Here is a 13,970-nt window from a genome sequence, read left to right on the forward strand (position 1 = left end):
ACGCGCGTCACGGCTCGGTCCTCTTGCGCAGCAGGAAGGCGCGATGTTGGTCGAGCGTGTAGCTGCGCGGCGCGTGGCCGGCGGTTATCCGGTTGTGGATGTGCCGCCAATGATCGGGCGACACCAACTCAGGCTCGATGTCGAGGCGCTGGATGGCGTCGATCGCTTGCAGCACGCGTTCGACCTTGGGCCAGCTCTCGACCCTCAGAAGGATGTCGCCGCCGGGGCGCACGAAGGGCAGTGTCTGATAGGCATCGCCACGTGCGACCGCACGCACGATATCGATGCGTGAGATGATCGTTCCGAAGTCGTTCGCGGCCCAGCGAACGAACGCGAAGACCGTGCCGGGGCGATAGGACAGGATGCGCCGGTGACGATCAACAATCTGTTCGTGGGCGTGCGTGCCGAACCGTATCCAGTTCTCGATCCTCTTCTCGACCCAGGTCAGTTCGACACGGACGAGATTGTCGGTAGCGTGGTGCGTGGCCGGGAACGCGCCGCGCACGCGCGGAGCCGCGATGCCAGTCATGAGGGTTCTCCTGATGTGGTGGGAAATTCGCGCGCGAGCCTCGCGCCCAGCATGTCAGCCACGGTGACCACATGCTGGGAAGCGGCGATGCGATCGCGCACCTGCGGCGTCATGTCGGTGGTCGGGCGCACGACGAAGGTCGCGAACTGATTTCCCTTGCCGGTCAATTCACCGGCGAGAAGCAGCGTCAAAGTTGCCTTGCCGACACGGCTCATTTGATTGAGGAGTGCGGCGATCATCGGGTGGCTCCCGTGTGCCGATCAAGAGGCGGAGTCGAGGCTTCGGAGACGCTGGTTGCCGTGTTGCGGCCACCAGAAACCGTTGACATGTTCGGGGTCTTGTTGGTGGTTACGCTGAGTGCGTCGCTGGCTCGCCGTACGAGCCTCTGCACATCGCGCGCGCTCGCTTCAAAGTTAGAATCTGGGTTAGAGTCTAAGTTAAGGGCGCGATTTCGGCTTTGCTTTCTGGAAGTTAGAGCATGCTCGGGTTCCTGATAGCACGTGCCTGCGGTTCCCGATGGCACGACAGTTCCGGTTCCCGATAGCACGAGGCCGTCCACAGGCCTTCCACAGGAGGCGATCCGCTCGAAGGCGAGCAGCGTCCGGCCGCCCATCTCCACTTCGAGGAACAGCGTGTAGCCGGGCAGCGGCTGGCGGCGGATGATGTCGCGCAGCTCGAAGGCAAAGCGCTTGTAGGGCGACAGGCTGCCGGATTTCAGGTGAAGGTGACGGAAGTCGAAGCGCCAGCCGTCGCGCTGGCGTCCGCCATGCTTGCGCACCAGCCGATAGAGCCAGCGCTCCAGCCCGCCAGTCAGGTCGAAATAGGCGCGATCGATCGTCAGCACGAGCGCGTCATCGAGGACTGCCTGGTAGAACCAGTCGGGGACGATCAACTCGATCCCCGCGGGTTTGCCATGGCGATCCATGCGCTCCTGCCACTCATTGATCCATGAGAAGCGGTGACGCCGGCCTTCGGCGGGCTGACGAATCGTCGTCGAGACGGTGGTCGACTGCAGCCGATCAAGCGCCGCCTTCAGGCGCTGATAGTCGCGCAGGCTCTTGCCGCGGCCGACGAACATGAGGATCTCATAGGGGGTGGCGGCCATCAGGCGCGAGGTGCGAAGGCCGGCGTCGCGCGCCTCGACGATCTGGCTCGCGGCCCAGATCAGGATGTCGGCGTCCCAGATGGTCGCCATGCCATGATCGGGTACGGCTTCGACCCGGATCGTGACGTTGCCGGCCGTGAAGTCGATTGGCGCGACGCGATGGGTCTTGGAGAGGGAAAAGAACGGATAGGCCATGAGATCCTGCGCGTCTCGTGGGGCGAAGTCGCCGGGGAGCGCCCGGAACAGGTCGAGCTGCCCGCGCTCCGATAGGGATTGGTTCCGCGCCACCATTTGAAATCCGCGCGTGGTCAGCGAGCGTATCGTCCGCCATGCGCCGGCGGCGTCGGTGCGTGACGCTTGGCCGGCAGGACAGAACCGCGCGGATCGGATGTCGAGGTGACGGCGCCGCGTTCGGCCCAAGCCTGAAGATCGTCGACGGCATAGACGACACGGCCGCCGAGCTTTCGATAGCCAGGACCGGTGCCATAGGTACGGTGCTTTTCGAGCGTGCGGGCGGACAGGCTGAGAAAATCCGCGGCTTCCTTGGTGCGCAGGAAGCGCGGCGGCAAAACGGCGATATCGGGTCGCATGGGTCGGACCTCCGTGGGGTTTTGGGCAGCCGCTGGCGTTCAGCGGTGGACGGCGACCACGGTGGCGGAGAATGGGCTTCGCAAGGGATGGGGAAGTTGAGGGAGGCTAAAATCCCACCCCCTCGTCGGGGGCCAGAAACGCTAGGATCGACGGCGATGACGCAGGATCTGCAAATAGCCGCCGCCGATCATGGCGGTGGCGCCTTCGACCAGGCCGATCACCGCATCGCGCAACGCCGAGGTCTTCCAAGGATCGGCGGCGATGCGCTTGTGTCCGTAGAACGCAACCGCAATGTCGCGGTAGCTCGCGCCGTTCGCACGGCCGTCAGCGGCCTGCATCATCAGACGAAACCGGCGGCGCTGCTGTGGGGTCATACGCGTGTCCGAAGCCGTTGGGCGCCCCTGCAAGGAACGCCAGAAACGGGTGAGCGCTTCGATCCGTCCCAACGTTTCTGCATCCAAGGGGATCAGCGCCGCCAGGTGGCCGTGCGGGTCACTGCCGGGCAGAAGGAGAAGTTGGGTCGCGACACCTGCACTGTGGACAATGTGACGTCCTTCCGGACTGTCGTGGAGCACGCCCAGGCCGGTCAAAGGCGCCGATCGCAAGGACGACAGGAATTCCGGCGCCGGCACGAGAGAAACCACAGCTGGATCGACGTCAGGCGACCACAGAACGTCTTGCGCCAAGGCGGACAAATCCGGCCTGGCCGGGAAATCGTAACCCCCACAGCCGCTGTGTCTCAGGGTGGAAGGGTGCTTTTTCGGCTCTTGTGGTCAGGAGCGCTTGGTAGTGCCGTTGATAGGGTTCGTGACGCCGCAGACACTCCCAGGCGAGCCCTTCGATGGGTAATGTATCGAAATAATCATAGCTGTCGTTGTCTCGCCAATGCGACGTATCCGGCCTCATCCAAGAGCTCCTCGCAAGAAACGCGTAGACCCCGCCTCAAAACAATTCCGGGTTGTAGCGATTGGCGGAAGACCCTCGCCGGGCATCGGGTGATGCCGTTTCAGCATCACCCGGGAACGACAGGAGCGGTGGTGCTAGCTGCGGGGTTGACGCAAGAGATGGCGGTAGCCAGCACGCGCCATCCAGCGCGCTCGCGCCAGATGGCTGTCATGGATGCGCCGGGCGCGTTGTGGCTCCTTCGTCAGATCAATGCCGAAGAGAATTTCGACCACCTCGCGCCAGTCCGCGCCGTCGTCGGCGGCGTCAAGCAGGCGTGCATAGAGCTTGATGTGCTCCCGATCGTATTCGGTGAGTTCGTCACCCGTCGGCGCGGTTTCGTCAAACGGCTCGATCATCGCTTGCCTCGTCTTCACAGAGTGAGCCTGCATTTTATAGAAACAACAGCACCGACGGAGGATGGTCGATCGGCATCAGGCGATGCGGTTTCGGCATCGCTCTCGGCTTGAGTGAACCGAACCGGACGTCCGCGGAAGAAGGCCCCGGCCTTCCGGCCGGGGCCTACGCCGAGCCTTAGTCACCCCGCCGCGCGTTCGGGCGGGACCAGATGAGCGAGAAACCCTCACCTTCCTCGTCGTCGAAGAGGTTGGCGTAGATCGGGGCATTGAAGCTCGGATCGTCGAGCTTGAGACCAAGATAGTCGCGGCCCTCGTTGGATGTCTTCGACCAGGCGGCCCCGATCTCGACATTATGCGGTGCACCGCATAACACCGATTATGCGTAGCGCGGGATTATGCGGAGTGCCGGCCTCTGAAGGCTTGTTTTTCCGTCAGTTTCGGCGAGTTCTGCTCCGCATAATCCCAGATTGAACAGCTGCCGGTCAGGCACTGCGCGTCTTAAGCCCGAGGTGGTTTTGGGCTATGTTTGGGCAACAAGATGAACGTAGAGACGCAGGCGGAAGCTTGGCTGACGAAGTTTCTGATGAAATCGCGCACATCCGGCGACGGTTGGCTGCTCTGGATGCGGAGCGGCTGGCGCTTGCGCGCGAACTGGAAACACTTGAGCAGAAGCTGATATCCGACAGCCATGCTGGCGAGCGCACAGCCTTTGCCGATGCGCTTGTCACCAATAACTCGTCATCGGCAGAGAAAATTGAGTTGTTCCGCCGTCTGTTTGCTGGGCGTCCCGATGTCTTTCCGGTTCGATGGGAAAACAGGAAGACGGGAGGTTCAGGATATTCGCCGGCATGCTCGAACGAGTGGGCCAAGGGGATTTGCGGCAAGCCGAAGGTGAAATGCGGGGAATGCCCGCATCAGGCGTTCGTACCGCCATCCGAGGACATCATCGAAAAGCATCTGCGCGGCGGCGATGCTCGCTCGGGGGATTTTGTCGCCGGGGTGTATCCATTACTGCAAGACGAGACATGCTGGTTCCTTGCCGCCGACTTCGACAAGGATAGCTGGGCGGATGACGCCAGGGCCTTGCTCAGCACCTGTCATTCGAAAGGAATTGCCGCCGCCCTGGAGCGGTCGAGGTCGGGGAATGGTGGCCATGTCTGGATATTCTTCTCGGAGCCTGTTCCGGCAAGGACCGCCAGGCAGATGGGCTCTGCCCTGATCACGGAGACGATGGAAAAACGCCCCGAGATCGGCTTTAAATCCTATGATCGCTTCTTTCCCAATCAGGACACGATGCCCCTTGGGGGCTTTGGCAATCTGATTGCACTGCCGTTGCAGAGAAAGGCACGGGAGAGCGGCAACAGCATTTTTGTCGACAAGGATTTGCGACCTTACGACGACCAATGGGCGTATCTGTCGTCCCTGCCCAGATTGTCGGCTGACCTGGCCTTCAGGATCGCGGACGAGGCGGAGCTGTCAGGTCGGGTTTTGGGCGTCCGCATGCCGGTGGACGACGAACATGCCGACGAGCCGTGGAAGATGTCGCCGTCGCGCCGCAGTGCGCCGCGGCGTATTGAGGCCGCGATACCGCACTACATCAGGATCGTGGTCGCCGATCAGGTTTACATCGACAGGACAGAACTTCCATCGGCCCTGATTGCGCAGCTTGTTCGTCTGGCAGCGTTCCAGAATCCGGAGTTCTATCGCGCCCAGGCAATGCGGCTGCCGACGTTCGGCAAGCCTCGGGTCGTCTCGTGCGCCGAGCTATATGCGCAGCATGTCGCTCTACCTCGGGGTTGCCTTGAGGAAGTAATCGATCTCATCAAAAGCCATGGCGCAGTTGCCGATCTGGAAGATCTGCGCGAAATCGGCACGGCACTTCCCGCAGACGTATCCTTCCAGGGCGAATTACGACGGCCGCAGTTGGCGGCGTTCGATGCTCTCGCCGCGCATGAGAACGGCGTGCTTGCCGCGACGACCGCCTTTGGCAAGACGGTCGTCGCGGCGGCGCTCGTTGCGCATCGTGCTCGAAACACGCTCATTCTGGTCCACCGACGAGAGCTGCTCGATCAATGGGTGGAACGTCTACGAACCTTTTTGCAGATAGATCCAAAGCAGATCGGCGTTATTGGCGGCGGGAAAAGAAAGCCGACGGGTGTCATTGATGTTGCGCTCATCCAGAGCCTGGTGCGCAAGGGTGAAGTTGCGGACATGGTCGCCGATTACGGCCATCTGATCGTCGATGAATGTCATCACCTGTCCGCAGCCAGCTTTGAGCTTGTCGCCCGGCGGTCGAAGGCGCGATACGTCGTCGGCCTGTCGGCGACGGTTGCCCGGAAAGATGGGCACCATCCGATCATCTTCATGCAATGCGGCCCTGTTCGCCATAGGGTCGATGCACGGGTTCAAGCCGCCGAACGTGGTATCCGCCACCGCGCGCGCGATCGCTCGACGCAGTTTGAACTCCCGGCATCGCTGGCCTCCGCCGAACGACCATCAATGCCTGCAATCTATGCAGCGCTGGCGCATGACGATGGTCGGAATGATCTGATCTTCGATGATGTGCTGAAATCGCTTGAGGCCAAGCGTTCGCCCATTGTTCTGACGGAGCGGAAAGACCACCTCGATTATCTTCAGAAGAGGTTCTCGCCATTCGTGAGAAATCTCGTGGTCCTGCGCGGCGGCATGTCGGCGACCGATCGCAAAACAGCTAACGCCGCATTGAATGTCTCCGATGATCATGAGCGCCTGATACTCGCGACAGGCCGCTATATCGGCGAAGGCTTCGATGATGCTCGTCTCGACACGCTGTTCCTGACGATGCCGATCGCCTGGAAGGGAACCCTGGCGCAGTATGTCGGCCGGCTGCATCGGGAGCATGACGGAAAGAGGGATGTTCTGGTCGTGGACTATGTCGATCAGACGGTTCCGGTTCTCGCCCGGATGGCTGGGAAGCGACGAGCGGGTTATCGCGCGCTGGGCTACGTGATCGAGTAGCGGCGCCCCGTTGTGACCGGGGCGCCGCGGTGTCGATCAGCGCGACCAGATCAGGGCATATTTGCCATCGTCGCCTTCGAAGAGGTTGGCGTAGATGGGTGCGCTGAAGGAGGGATCGTCGAGCTTGACCGAGTGGTAGGTCCGATCCTCCTTGGAGGTCCGGCGCCAGGCGGCACCGATCTCGACGCCGGAGACGATGACCCTGAGGTCGGGCGCCTTGTCGCTGGTGGCGGCGGGATCGCTGGGGATGAGACGCGCCTTGGCGTCGATGGCGAGGGTCTTGATGGTGCCGGTGTAGGTGCCGTCATTGCTGAGGGTGAACGAACCGATCTGGGACATGGTGTGAACTCCTGTGCTGTGTTCAAGCCCGCGACCATCGCGGCCTTGTGGCGATCTGGAGCCCCGGGACGGCCAACCCGCACCATCAGGCCGCAGCGCATGCGAAGGACGGCGCGTGGCGATCTTGTTGTTGCGCGAGGAGCGGCGCAGCCGCGGGGAAGAAGATCGCCACGCGCTGTTGTGGGGAAGAGGCCGGGTCGCAGACCGCATCGCGGGGCAGATCCGCCCAGAACAAGGCCCGTCGGTCGCAGGGCATCACGGCACCCGGCAGAACCTCCCAGATCCGGGTGGGCGTTCTCACGCCGCATGACAGCACCAGGTACAATCGCTCACGTTCCGAATGACAGCGACCTCGGATCATAGTCCCGCCTCCAGTCGGCGGGTTTTCATCTGATCGGCCGATGCGCTGTGTCAAACAAGGTCCCAAACTTAAGCTGATCCTCTCGGATCATTGGACATTCCCACAGATGTCCAGAGAACCCGCTGGCTTCTGCCGGCTTGTTAATGCGGCGTTTACCGTTCTGCACCACCATCGTCGGGCGGCCTAGTTACAGTACCGCATCTTCAGGCAACACGGCCCGTCGCTCCCCCAATCCTTGGGCGACGGGCCTTTTGCGTTGCAACTGCAACAAAACTCGGTGACCTCCATTTCGAGGCGACAAAGCCGTTATCGGCATATGAAGAGGAGGCGCGCCGTCTCGGTGGGATCGCGATGTAGGATTCCTTGCTGGTTGCCGCCGGCGTCCTTGTCGCGGTGACCTCGTCCGCCACGTCGCTGGACACACGGAGAAAGGGCTTCTGGATCAGACGGCGTTTTTCCAAATGGTTGGCGATGGGCACGGATTTACACAGGGCGTTGCCGAGGCAGCGGTCATGGATGATCGCTTGCCATACCGCCGGCGGCTCGGAAAAACAGGCGAAGCCTGCGACGTCGCGGCCGACATACTCCGCAAGGCCGTGAAATCGTAGAGCATTCATGCCATCGCAGCATTGACAGAAAGTTTGCGACGGAACTGGAAGGACGAGATAGGAGCCGAAATCGAAGACATCCATGCGAACCGACGGGCGCAGGTCGAGGCCTTGGCCGGCTTTGGTCTGCCAGCGACCGACATCGCCTGCGTTCTCGAAATCGAGGAAGAGGAGCTGAAGTCCGCTTTTGCCCACGAGCTCGAGAGCGGTGGCATCAAAGCCAATGCCCGCGTCACGGAGATCCTCTACCGAAAGGCGCTTGGCGAAAACCCATCATTCATTTCCCGTTCAGCGCCGATGCGCTAGAAAAGTGACATGAACATGGCTCGCGCCATCCGCCGGTCCGTCCTGCCCGCGCTTTGCTTGGCGGCGCTGCTTGCCGCTCAGACGGTGCCGGGCATGACGTCCGATTGCTACGGCATCGGCCAGCAGATCGCGGCCCAGGATGGCGGCACGCTCGCCAAGGCGAACGAGGCCAACCGTGGCGGCCAGACTGTCTGCGCGATCGTCGTTCTGGTGCCCGGCAAGGACGGCCAGCGCCCGCGGCGGGAAGAGCAAGTCGTTCCGGCCGACTGACCGGGCGGCTGTCCCATGCCCCCCCGGTTTCGTCTATAGGTGACCGCGTCTCAGGCAACGTGAAGGCGTGACGGCCGCCATCTTCTGGCTCAAGACGCGCGCCTGCTGGGAGGAAACGCAAATCAACGAGCATGAGGGCAACCAGGAAACGCCCCTTGAACTTGTAGTCAACATCGGCGGTGAACGGCACAGAGCCTAGCTGCTGGCTCAGCCGACCTGTCTGCTGTCGCATGCTCTGGCGAGGGCAGAACACAATGCGGCTTCCGTACAGCCACGGTTCATCTAGTCTGCAGTAGCCTGTCCTTCGGCGCGGAACCCGATTGCTTTGCCAGCGTTGTGAGCAACGTTCCGCCCGTGCGGGATTGCCTTTTTTTGCGAACAATCCCACGTTTTCAAGGGAGTTAACTATGCCCGTTTTGAAAACCTGTATGACCAGACTTGCCGCTGCGGCCGTGGTGCTGATAGCGGCATTATCGTTTTCCGGCGCAGCTGATGCGCAGCAAGTCTATGCCACCACCACCGTCAATCTGAACCAGCGCGCCGGTCCCGACACACGGTATCCGGTGCTGGTTGTGGTCCCGCAAAGCGCTCCAGTGACGCTGTTCGGCTGCGTTCGCAACCTGACCTGGTGCGATGGCTCATACCGGGGCTATCGTGGCTGGTTCAGCGCCCGCTACCTGACCATCCCGTATCGCAACACCCGGCTCTCCGTTGCCAGCTACGTGCGCTATGCGTACCTGCCGACCGTGGCGTTCAACATCGACAGCTACTGGGACCGCTACTACCGCGACCGGCCGTTCTACGCGCAGCTCAGTGTGTATGCCGGTGGCGGATCGGTCAATGTCGCGCTCGGCTCATTCTATCAGCCCCTCGCGCCGCATGGCCGGTGGGTAGAATTCCGCGGCCGCTACGTGTGGACACCGCGTGTCGATCGTGACTGGCGACCGTATACCGAAGGTCGCTGGGTCTACACCCGCCGCAACGGCTGGACGTGGGTTTCCAATGAGCCGTTCGGCTGGGCCACGTATCACTACGGGCGCTGGGCCTACTCTCAGCGCATCGGCTGGTTCTGGGTCCCCGGCACCACGTGGGCGCCAGCATGGGTCGCCTGGCGGCGCGATAATGACCATCTTGCCTGGGCGCCGCTGCCTCCCCAACGGGACGACTCGTTCGGCCTCAGCGTCGACATCTCGTACGGCGACATTCCAAACTACTACTGGCGCGCCGTGCGCAACGAGGACTTCCAGTCTGAGAATATCCAGAGCGTTGTCATCGGCGACAACAACCAGGTCGTCAACATCATCAACAACAGCCAGGAGGTCGGCACCGTCAACGTCGTCAACAACGTCGTTATCAACAACAACATCGACATCACTTATGTCGAGCGGGCCAGCGGCCAGCAGGTTGAGGTCCGTGACGTCGCCCTGACCAAGACGGAAGCGGAAGGCGGCAAGATCGACGGCAACACGCTCGAGATTTACCATCCAGAACCGCAGGCCCTTGTCCCAACTCAAGCTCCCGCCGAGGTCGCGACCGAAGAACAGGCGGCAGCCGAGTCGACCACTACTGGTCAAGAAGCGGGCGGCGCCGCCACCGACGAAAACGTTCCGCCGCCGCCAGCAGCTGATCAGGTGCCGGCAGAGGCCGTGTCTTCTGCACCGCCCATGGAAGGCGTTGCCATGGAAGGCGATCTTGCGACCGCTCCGCCAGCCGAGGCCGTGCCTGAAGGTCCGGCTCCGGAAGGAGTCGAGGCCTGCGGCGAGGGCACGATCCGTCAGCCGAACGACAGTTGCGCCGCTCCCGCGGCGGAAGCACAGCCCGCGGAAGAGCTGACACCCGAGACGCCGACGGCCGATACGCCGCCTGCCGCGGCAGAGGGTCAGCCAGCGGCCGAGACGCCGGCCGCCCCGGCCGACACAGGCCCCTGCCCGGACGGCACCGTGCGCCAGCCGGACGGACTCTGCGCCGCCCCGGTCAGCGAAGCCCAACCGACGCCCGCTGAACCCGACGTCCAGCCAATGCCCCCGGCGCCCGAGGCACAGCCTCAGCCCGTCCCATCGCCAGAGCCCACCCCGGCTCCGGCTCGTGAACCGGCCATCGCTCCGGCTCTGGAACCCGCGCCGGCTCCCGCGCCTGAACCTGCGCCGGCACCAGAGCTCACCCCGGCTCCGGCTCCTGAACCGGCCCCCGCTCCGGCTCTGGAACCCGCGCCTGAACCAGCCCCGGCCCCGGCCCCGGCACCAGCGCCTGCTCCGGCTCCCGAGCCGGAGCCGCAGGCCGCGCCCGAGCCGGCCCCGGCGCCGGCAGAGCCCCTGCCGCCGCCGGCCTGCCCCGAAGGCCAGGTCGTTGGTCCAGATGGGGCCTGCGTTGCGCCGCAGTAATTGACCGGGATGGCCGGGCTGAAACGCCCGGCCATCCATTCTCAGGGTCCGATGATGCCAATCCGATTTTTTTGATTTTGGCTTCGGATGGCTGGTTCGCGCGCTGGCAGGAGAGCGATGCGATCTGCGGCTTCAAGTTCCTGTGAAGCTTTCTATCCGAATCCCGGATTTCCCGAAGGCTTCGGCTGGGACGGAAAGAGGCATTGAACGCGCCGTCATTGCCGGCATGCGGGACGCGAGCGAAGGGCCGAAGGCAGAACTCCGCGAGGATGTCGTCGCCGCAGGACTTGGCGAACGGCTATCGCGAACTTGGCGGGGGAAAACTGCCATTGCCCGCTTCGCCGAAGCCGAGGGCATTTCGATCGTCCAGGAGTTCACCGAGGTCGAAACCGGAAAGGGCTCGGATGCCCTGGACCGTCGGCCTCAACTGGCAGCCGCCCTCGCCCTGGCCCGACAGGCCAAATGCCCGGTGATCGTTGCCAGCTCGATCGACTGTCACGTGACGTCGCCTTCATCGCCGGGCTGATGGTTCAGCGGGTTCCGTTTATCGTGGCCGAACACGGCGCCGATGCTGACCCATTCACGCGGCATCTCGCCGAGAAAGAGCGGCGGCTGATCTCAGAACGCACCAAGGCCGCCCTCGCCTCACGCAAGGCAACCGGAATGAAACTCGGCAATGCGACCAACACCGCCGAGGCAGCTGCGAAGGGCCGTCAAATCTCGGCGAGAAGCTGACCTGTTTGCGCAGACTGTTCTGCCGATCATCGAGTCCATCCAGCGAGCCGGCATAACCAGCCTCCGTGGCTTGGCAATCGCCTTGAACAACCGTGGTGTCCGAACAGCGCGCAATGGCCGGTGGCAAGTCTCGAACGTGCGCAATCTTCTATTGCGAACGTTGGACACTTAAGCCGGCGCGACCAGTTTTTATAGGCGGAAAATTTGCACACCGGGAAACCTGCGGATCGCCCTTGCTCGGCTTGGGCTCTGTTTGCAAAGTTTTTCCGGCATAGAATGATATTCTCATGCTCGGGGTGTATGAGCCGCCGGCACTTTTTTGGGAGCTTCATTCATGTCGATGATCGTAATTCAGACTGCTACCGGGCTCCGCAGCATCATCTGTGGCAACAGAGCCCAATCAAATGCTGCCCACATGGAGCAATAGAGGCGACGAGTTCACGGAAATCTCATCGCTCTGGAGGCTGGCCCACGCAGCGCCGCTCACCTAATCGATACCGGAGCCAGGGCGCGTGAAAGGCTAGCCTCGCCTCTGCCATAGACGGAGGCACTATAGTTGATAAGCGTGTCGGTACGAGCCGTATTGAGCAGCTGGTTGGTGATCTGGGTCGGCGACGCTCTGGTGAACTTGCTGCCCAGGATCGCGGCATAACCGGAAATGACCGGCGCAGCGAAGGAGGTGCCGTAGAGGCCAGTCTTATCTCCCGCGACGCCAACGACGAGGAAATGGCTCTGCACCAGCGGGTTGGAGCCGGCGCTGTTGGAGTACCAGGCCAGCTTGGTGGGGTGGGACGGCGTGCCGTTCGCGTCGAGCGCGCCGGCGAAGATAGCTGACGTTTTTCCAATCAGGGCGAGGTCGAGATAGTCCTGCTGACCGCCCGTGACACCGCCCACCGCAACCGAGTCGTTGCCCGCTGCCTTCGAGACCACGGCTGATCCTCTGGTGGCATAGTAGATGATCGAAGCTTCCTCCGCGCTCCACCCGATCTGGTTTACGTTGTAGCCCGCTGTAGCGTACATGCCATAGCTTAGATTGAGCACATTCAGGCCTGGCGCCAGGCTGACGGCCGAACTCGTCGTGAAGTCTTTGGCCCTGATGGTCGCCAAAGGAGCAATCATACTGGCTTCCTCGCGGGTCCATTCACCGTGCCGCTGGTATTGCACCCCGATGCCAAGGTTGCCATAAAACCGTGACGCGCTGGAGAAGTCGTCGACGATTGTGATTGTGCTGCCTCGTCCCTTGTAGCCCGCAGCCCATGCGGCGCCGACATCCGGGCTCATCCAGCCTGGCACTGCTAGCGAAGCCGAGGTTGGGAGCGTTGCACTCAGGCATATGGAAGCACCGGATTGACTGGCGCGGCAAACCGCGGCGAGCGCGTCCGGACCGAGAGCGTCTTGCGCCGCCGCTATCGATGCCGGCAGGAGAGCGAGAGCTGTGGCGACACCGAACTTCCAACGATAACGTGACATGTGCTTACCCCTGTCAAACAATAACTAGGACGGACGATCGCGAACTTCGGGCGGCTACGTGACATCTCAAGCGTGGCCCCCTGACGATCAGAAAGTAACACGGTAATTCAGCCAGAGACGCAGGCTCTCCGGTTTAACGTTAACCAGATATTTCAATGTTTCTTCGGGTGCTGTCTCGCTCGCCGCAAGCCGACAATTGACGTTGTAAGTACCCAAATCGCCATAATCCGCTTTGCAGGGCTTTTCGGTCAGGTTTCCGCCGATGGTCGTGGTGAGCGACAACGAAACAGTGCTGTTCGGATTCGGATGCATCTGAGTGAGGAAGCCAAGCTTGAGGCTAGGCTCGATCCGATACTTGTCGCCTTGCTCTCCGGTTCCAAATCCCCACAGGATGCCGTTATCTTCCGTGATCTGGGTGAGCAGGTCTATATGCAAGTCGACCCAGTTCGTGTGATACCATTTGGAGAACGAAACCCAGCTTCCATCCTGCAGTTCATAACCGCCGTTGCCGAGTTTTCTCGCAAGGTCGCTAAGCGCCGAGCTCTGATGTATTGCGACCAGCGAGGTCGTGATGTCCTGCGCAATGGCCGGAAACGTCCCAAGTGACGCGGACAGCAGGAGCGCCGTCGAAAGGAAATTGCATCGATTGCCGGACCTTTCGCACATGCGCGAAACACCTCCCGTGGATCCCGAACCAGCGCCTGGCGGCGGCGGGCTACCCGGGCGGCCTCATAGTCCCATGGGTTCCGTTACCGCACGGTTTATCTTTCGGCTGAAATGGGAATGAGTTTTTGATTGAGAACGGCCAGATTGGCAATGATCACGGAATCGGGACCCCGCATTTTCTGGCAACCTATTCCATGAAAAATCACACTGAGAAACGTCACTGTCGAGTGAGCGCACCTACACCACCAAACATGGATCCGAGACCAATGTAGATGCGGCCGCCCTCAGTTCGCCCCCGGCCGGCGTGGGCC

Annotated in this window: 15 protein-coding genes and 1 pseudogene; 4 read left to right on the forward strand and 12 right to left on the reverse strand. The window is 62.1% G+C overall.

All coding sequences use genetic code 11. The features are described from left to right. Positions 1-7: 7 nt before the first annotated feature. The 8 genes and pseudogenes from ACFOJ9_RS17610 to ACFOJ9_RS17645 form a co-directional block, all read right to left on the reverse strand. Positions 8-529, reverse strand: coding sequence for a DUF2840 domain-containing protein (locus tag ACFOJ9_RS17610; protein WP_378980205.1), 522 nt, complete (start codon positions 527-529; stop codon positions 8-10). Further along, complete coding sequence (locus ACFOJ9_RS17615; RefSeq protein WP_378980206.1) at positions 526-768, reverse strand: hypothetical protein; 243 nt, start codon at positions 766-768, stop codon at positions 526-528. Before ACFOJ9_RS17615 ends, ACFOJ9_RS17610 begins: the two co-directional genes overlap by 4 nt. Continuing rightward, positions 765-1,925 (reverse strand): replication initiator protein A, encoded by a 1,161-nt coding sequence (locus ACFOJ9_RS17620; protein ID WP_378980207.1) that lies wholly within the window; start codon positions 1,923-1,925, stop codon positions 765-767. The genes ACFOJ9_RS17615 and ACFOJ9_RS17620 overlap by 4 nt, the downstream gene beginning before the upstream one ends. A gap of 17 nt (positions 1,926-1,942) precedes the next feature. After that, positions 1,943-2,224, reverse strand: coding sequence for a helix-turn-helix transcriptional regulator (locus ACFOJ9_RS17625; RefSeq protein WP_378980208.1), 282 nt, complete (start codon positions 2,222-2,224; stop codon positions 1,943-1,945). Positions 2,225-2,365: 141 nt separating this feature from the next. After that, the gene (locus ACFOJ9_RS17630; protein WP_378980209.1) at positions 2,366-2,911 is read right to left on the reverse strand and encodes a DUF2285 domain-containing protein; all 546 of its coding nucleotides are present in this window, start codon (positions 2,909-2,911) and stop codon (positions 2,366-2,368) included. After that, the gene (locus tag ACFOJ9_RS17635) at positions 2,883-3,131 is read right to left on the reverse strand and encodes a transcriptional regulator domain-containing protein (protein ID WP_378980210.1); all 249 of its coding nucleotides are present in this window, start codon (positions 3,129-3,131) and stop codon (positions 2,883-2,885) included. The genes ACFOJ9_RS17630 and ACFOJ9_RS17635 overlap by 29 nt, the downstream gene beginning before the upstream one ends. 134 nt (positions 3,132-3,265) lie before the next feature. Continuing rightward, complete coding sequence (locus ACFOJ9_RS17640) at positions 3,266-3,526, reverse strand: DNA -binding domain-containing protein (protein ID WP_378980211.1); 261 nt, start codon at positions 3,524-3,526, stop codon at positions 3,266-3,268. A gap of 175 nt (positions 3,527-3,701) precedes the next feature. Next, a pseudogene (locus tag ACFOJ9_RS17645) lies at positions 3,702-3,875 on the reverse strand (DUF736 domain-containing protein); the annotation flags it as partial. A 215-nt stretch (positions 3,876-4,090) separates the two neighbouring features. On the opposite strand from ACFOJ9_RS17645, the gene ACFOJ9_RS17650 reads away from it, so the two are divergent. Continuing rightward, positions 4,091-6,523: a TOTE conflict system archaeo-eukaryotic primase domain-containing protein gene (locus tag ACFOJ9_RS17650; RefSeq protein ID WP_378977671.1), complete on the forward strand. Its 2,433-nt coding sequence runs from the start codon at positions 4,091-4,093 to the stop codon at positions 6,521-6,523. A gap of 36 nt (positions 6,524-6,559) precedes the next feature. Here the strand turns inward: ACFOJ9_RS17650 and ACFOJ9_RS17655 are convergent, their stop codons facing one another. Together ACFOJ9_RS17655 and ACFOJ9_RS17660 are read right to left on the reverse strand one after the other, a co-directional pair. Then, a complete protein-coding gene (locus ACFOJ9_RS17655) occupies positions 6,560-6,862 on the reverse strand; it encodes a DUF736 domain-containing protein (protein WP_378977672.1) in 303 nt (100 codons plus the stop codon). A 564-nt stretch (positions 6,863-7,426) separates the two neighbouring features. Then, the gene (locus ACFOJ9_RS17660; RefSeq protein WP_378980212.1) at positions 7,427-8,026 is read right to left on the reverse strand and encodes a hypothetical protein; all 600 of its coding nucleotides are present in this window, start codon (positions 8,024-8,026) and stop codon (positions 7,427-7,429) included. Between the two features lie 120 nt (positions 8,027-8,146). On the opposite strand from ACFOJ9_RS17660, the gene ACFOJ9_RS17665 reads away from it, so the two are divergent. The 3 genes from ACFOJ9_RS17665 to ACFOJ9_RS17675 all read left to right on the forward strand — a co-directional run bounded on the left by ACFOJ9_RS17665 (position 8,147) and on the right by ACFOJ9_RS17675 (position 11,523). Then, positions 8,147-8,407: a hypothetical protein gene (locus tag ACFOJ9_RS17665; RefSeq protein ID WP_378980213.1), complete on the forward strand. Its 261-nt coding sequence runs from the start codon at positions 8,147-8,149 to the stop codon at positions 8,405-8,407. A 428-nt stretch (positions 8,408-8,835) separates the two neighbouring features. Further along, the gene (locus ACFOJ9_RS17670; RefSeq protein ID WP_378980214.1) at positions 8,836-10,788 is read left to right on the forward strand and encodes a DUF6600 domain-containing protein; all 1,953 of its coding nucleotides are present in this window, start codon (positions 8,836-8,838) and stop codon (positions 10,786-10,788) included. Between the two features lie 462 nt (positions 10,789-11,250). Next, positions 11,251-11,523, forward strand: coding sequence for a hypothetical protein (locus tag ACFOJ9_RS17675; RefSeq protein WP_378980215.1), 273 nt, complete (start codon positions 11,251-11,253; stop codon positions 11,521-11,523). A 483-nt stretch (positions 11,524-12,006) separates the two neighbouring features. On the opposite strand, the gene ACFOJ9_RS17680 is transcribed toward ACFOJ9_RS17675, so the two are convergent. Further along, on the reverse strand, positions 12,007-12,804 hold the full coding sequence (locus ACFOJ9_RS17680) for a S8 family serine peptidase (RefSeq protein ID WP_378980216.1): 798 nt from the start codon (positions 12,802-12,804) through the stop codon (positions 12,007-12,009). A gap of 276 nt (positions 12,805-13,080) precedes the next feature. After that, entirely contained in the window at positions 13,081-13,659 is a 579-nt protein-coding gene (locus tag ACFOJ9_RS17685) for a hypothetical protein (RefSeq protein ID WP_378980217.1), read from the reverse strand. Positions 13,660-13,970: the final 311 nt, after the last annotated feature.

The sequence above is a fragment of the Mesorhizobium cantuariense genome (assembly GCF_042647205.1).
In the GTDB taxonomy this organism is placed as follows: domain Bacteria; phylum Pseudomonadota; class Alphaproteobacteria; order Rhizobiales; family Rhizobiaceae; genus Mesorhizobium; species Mesorhizobium cantuariense.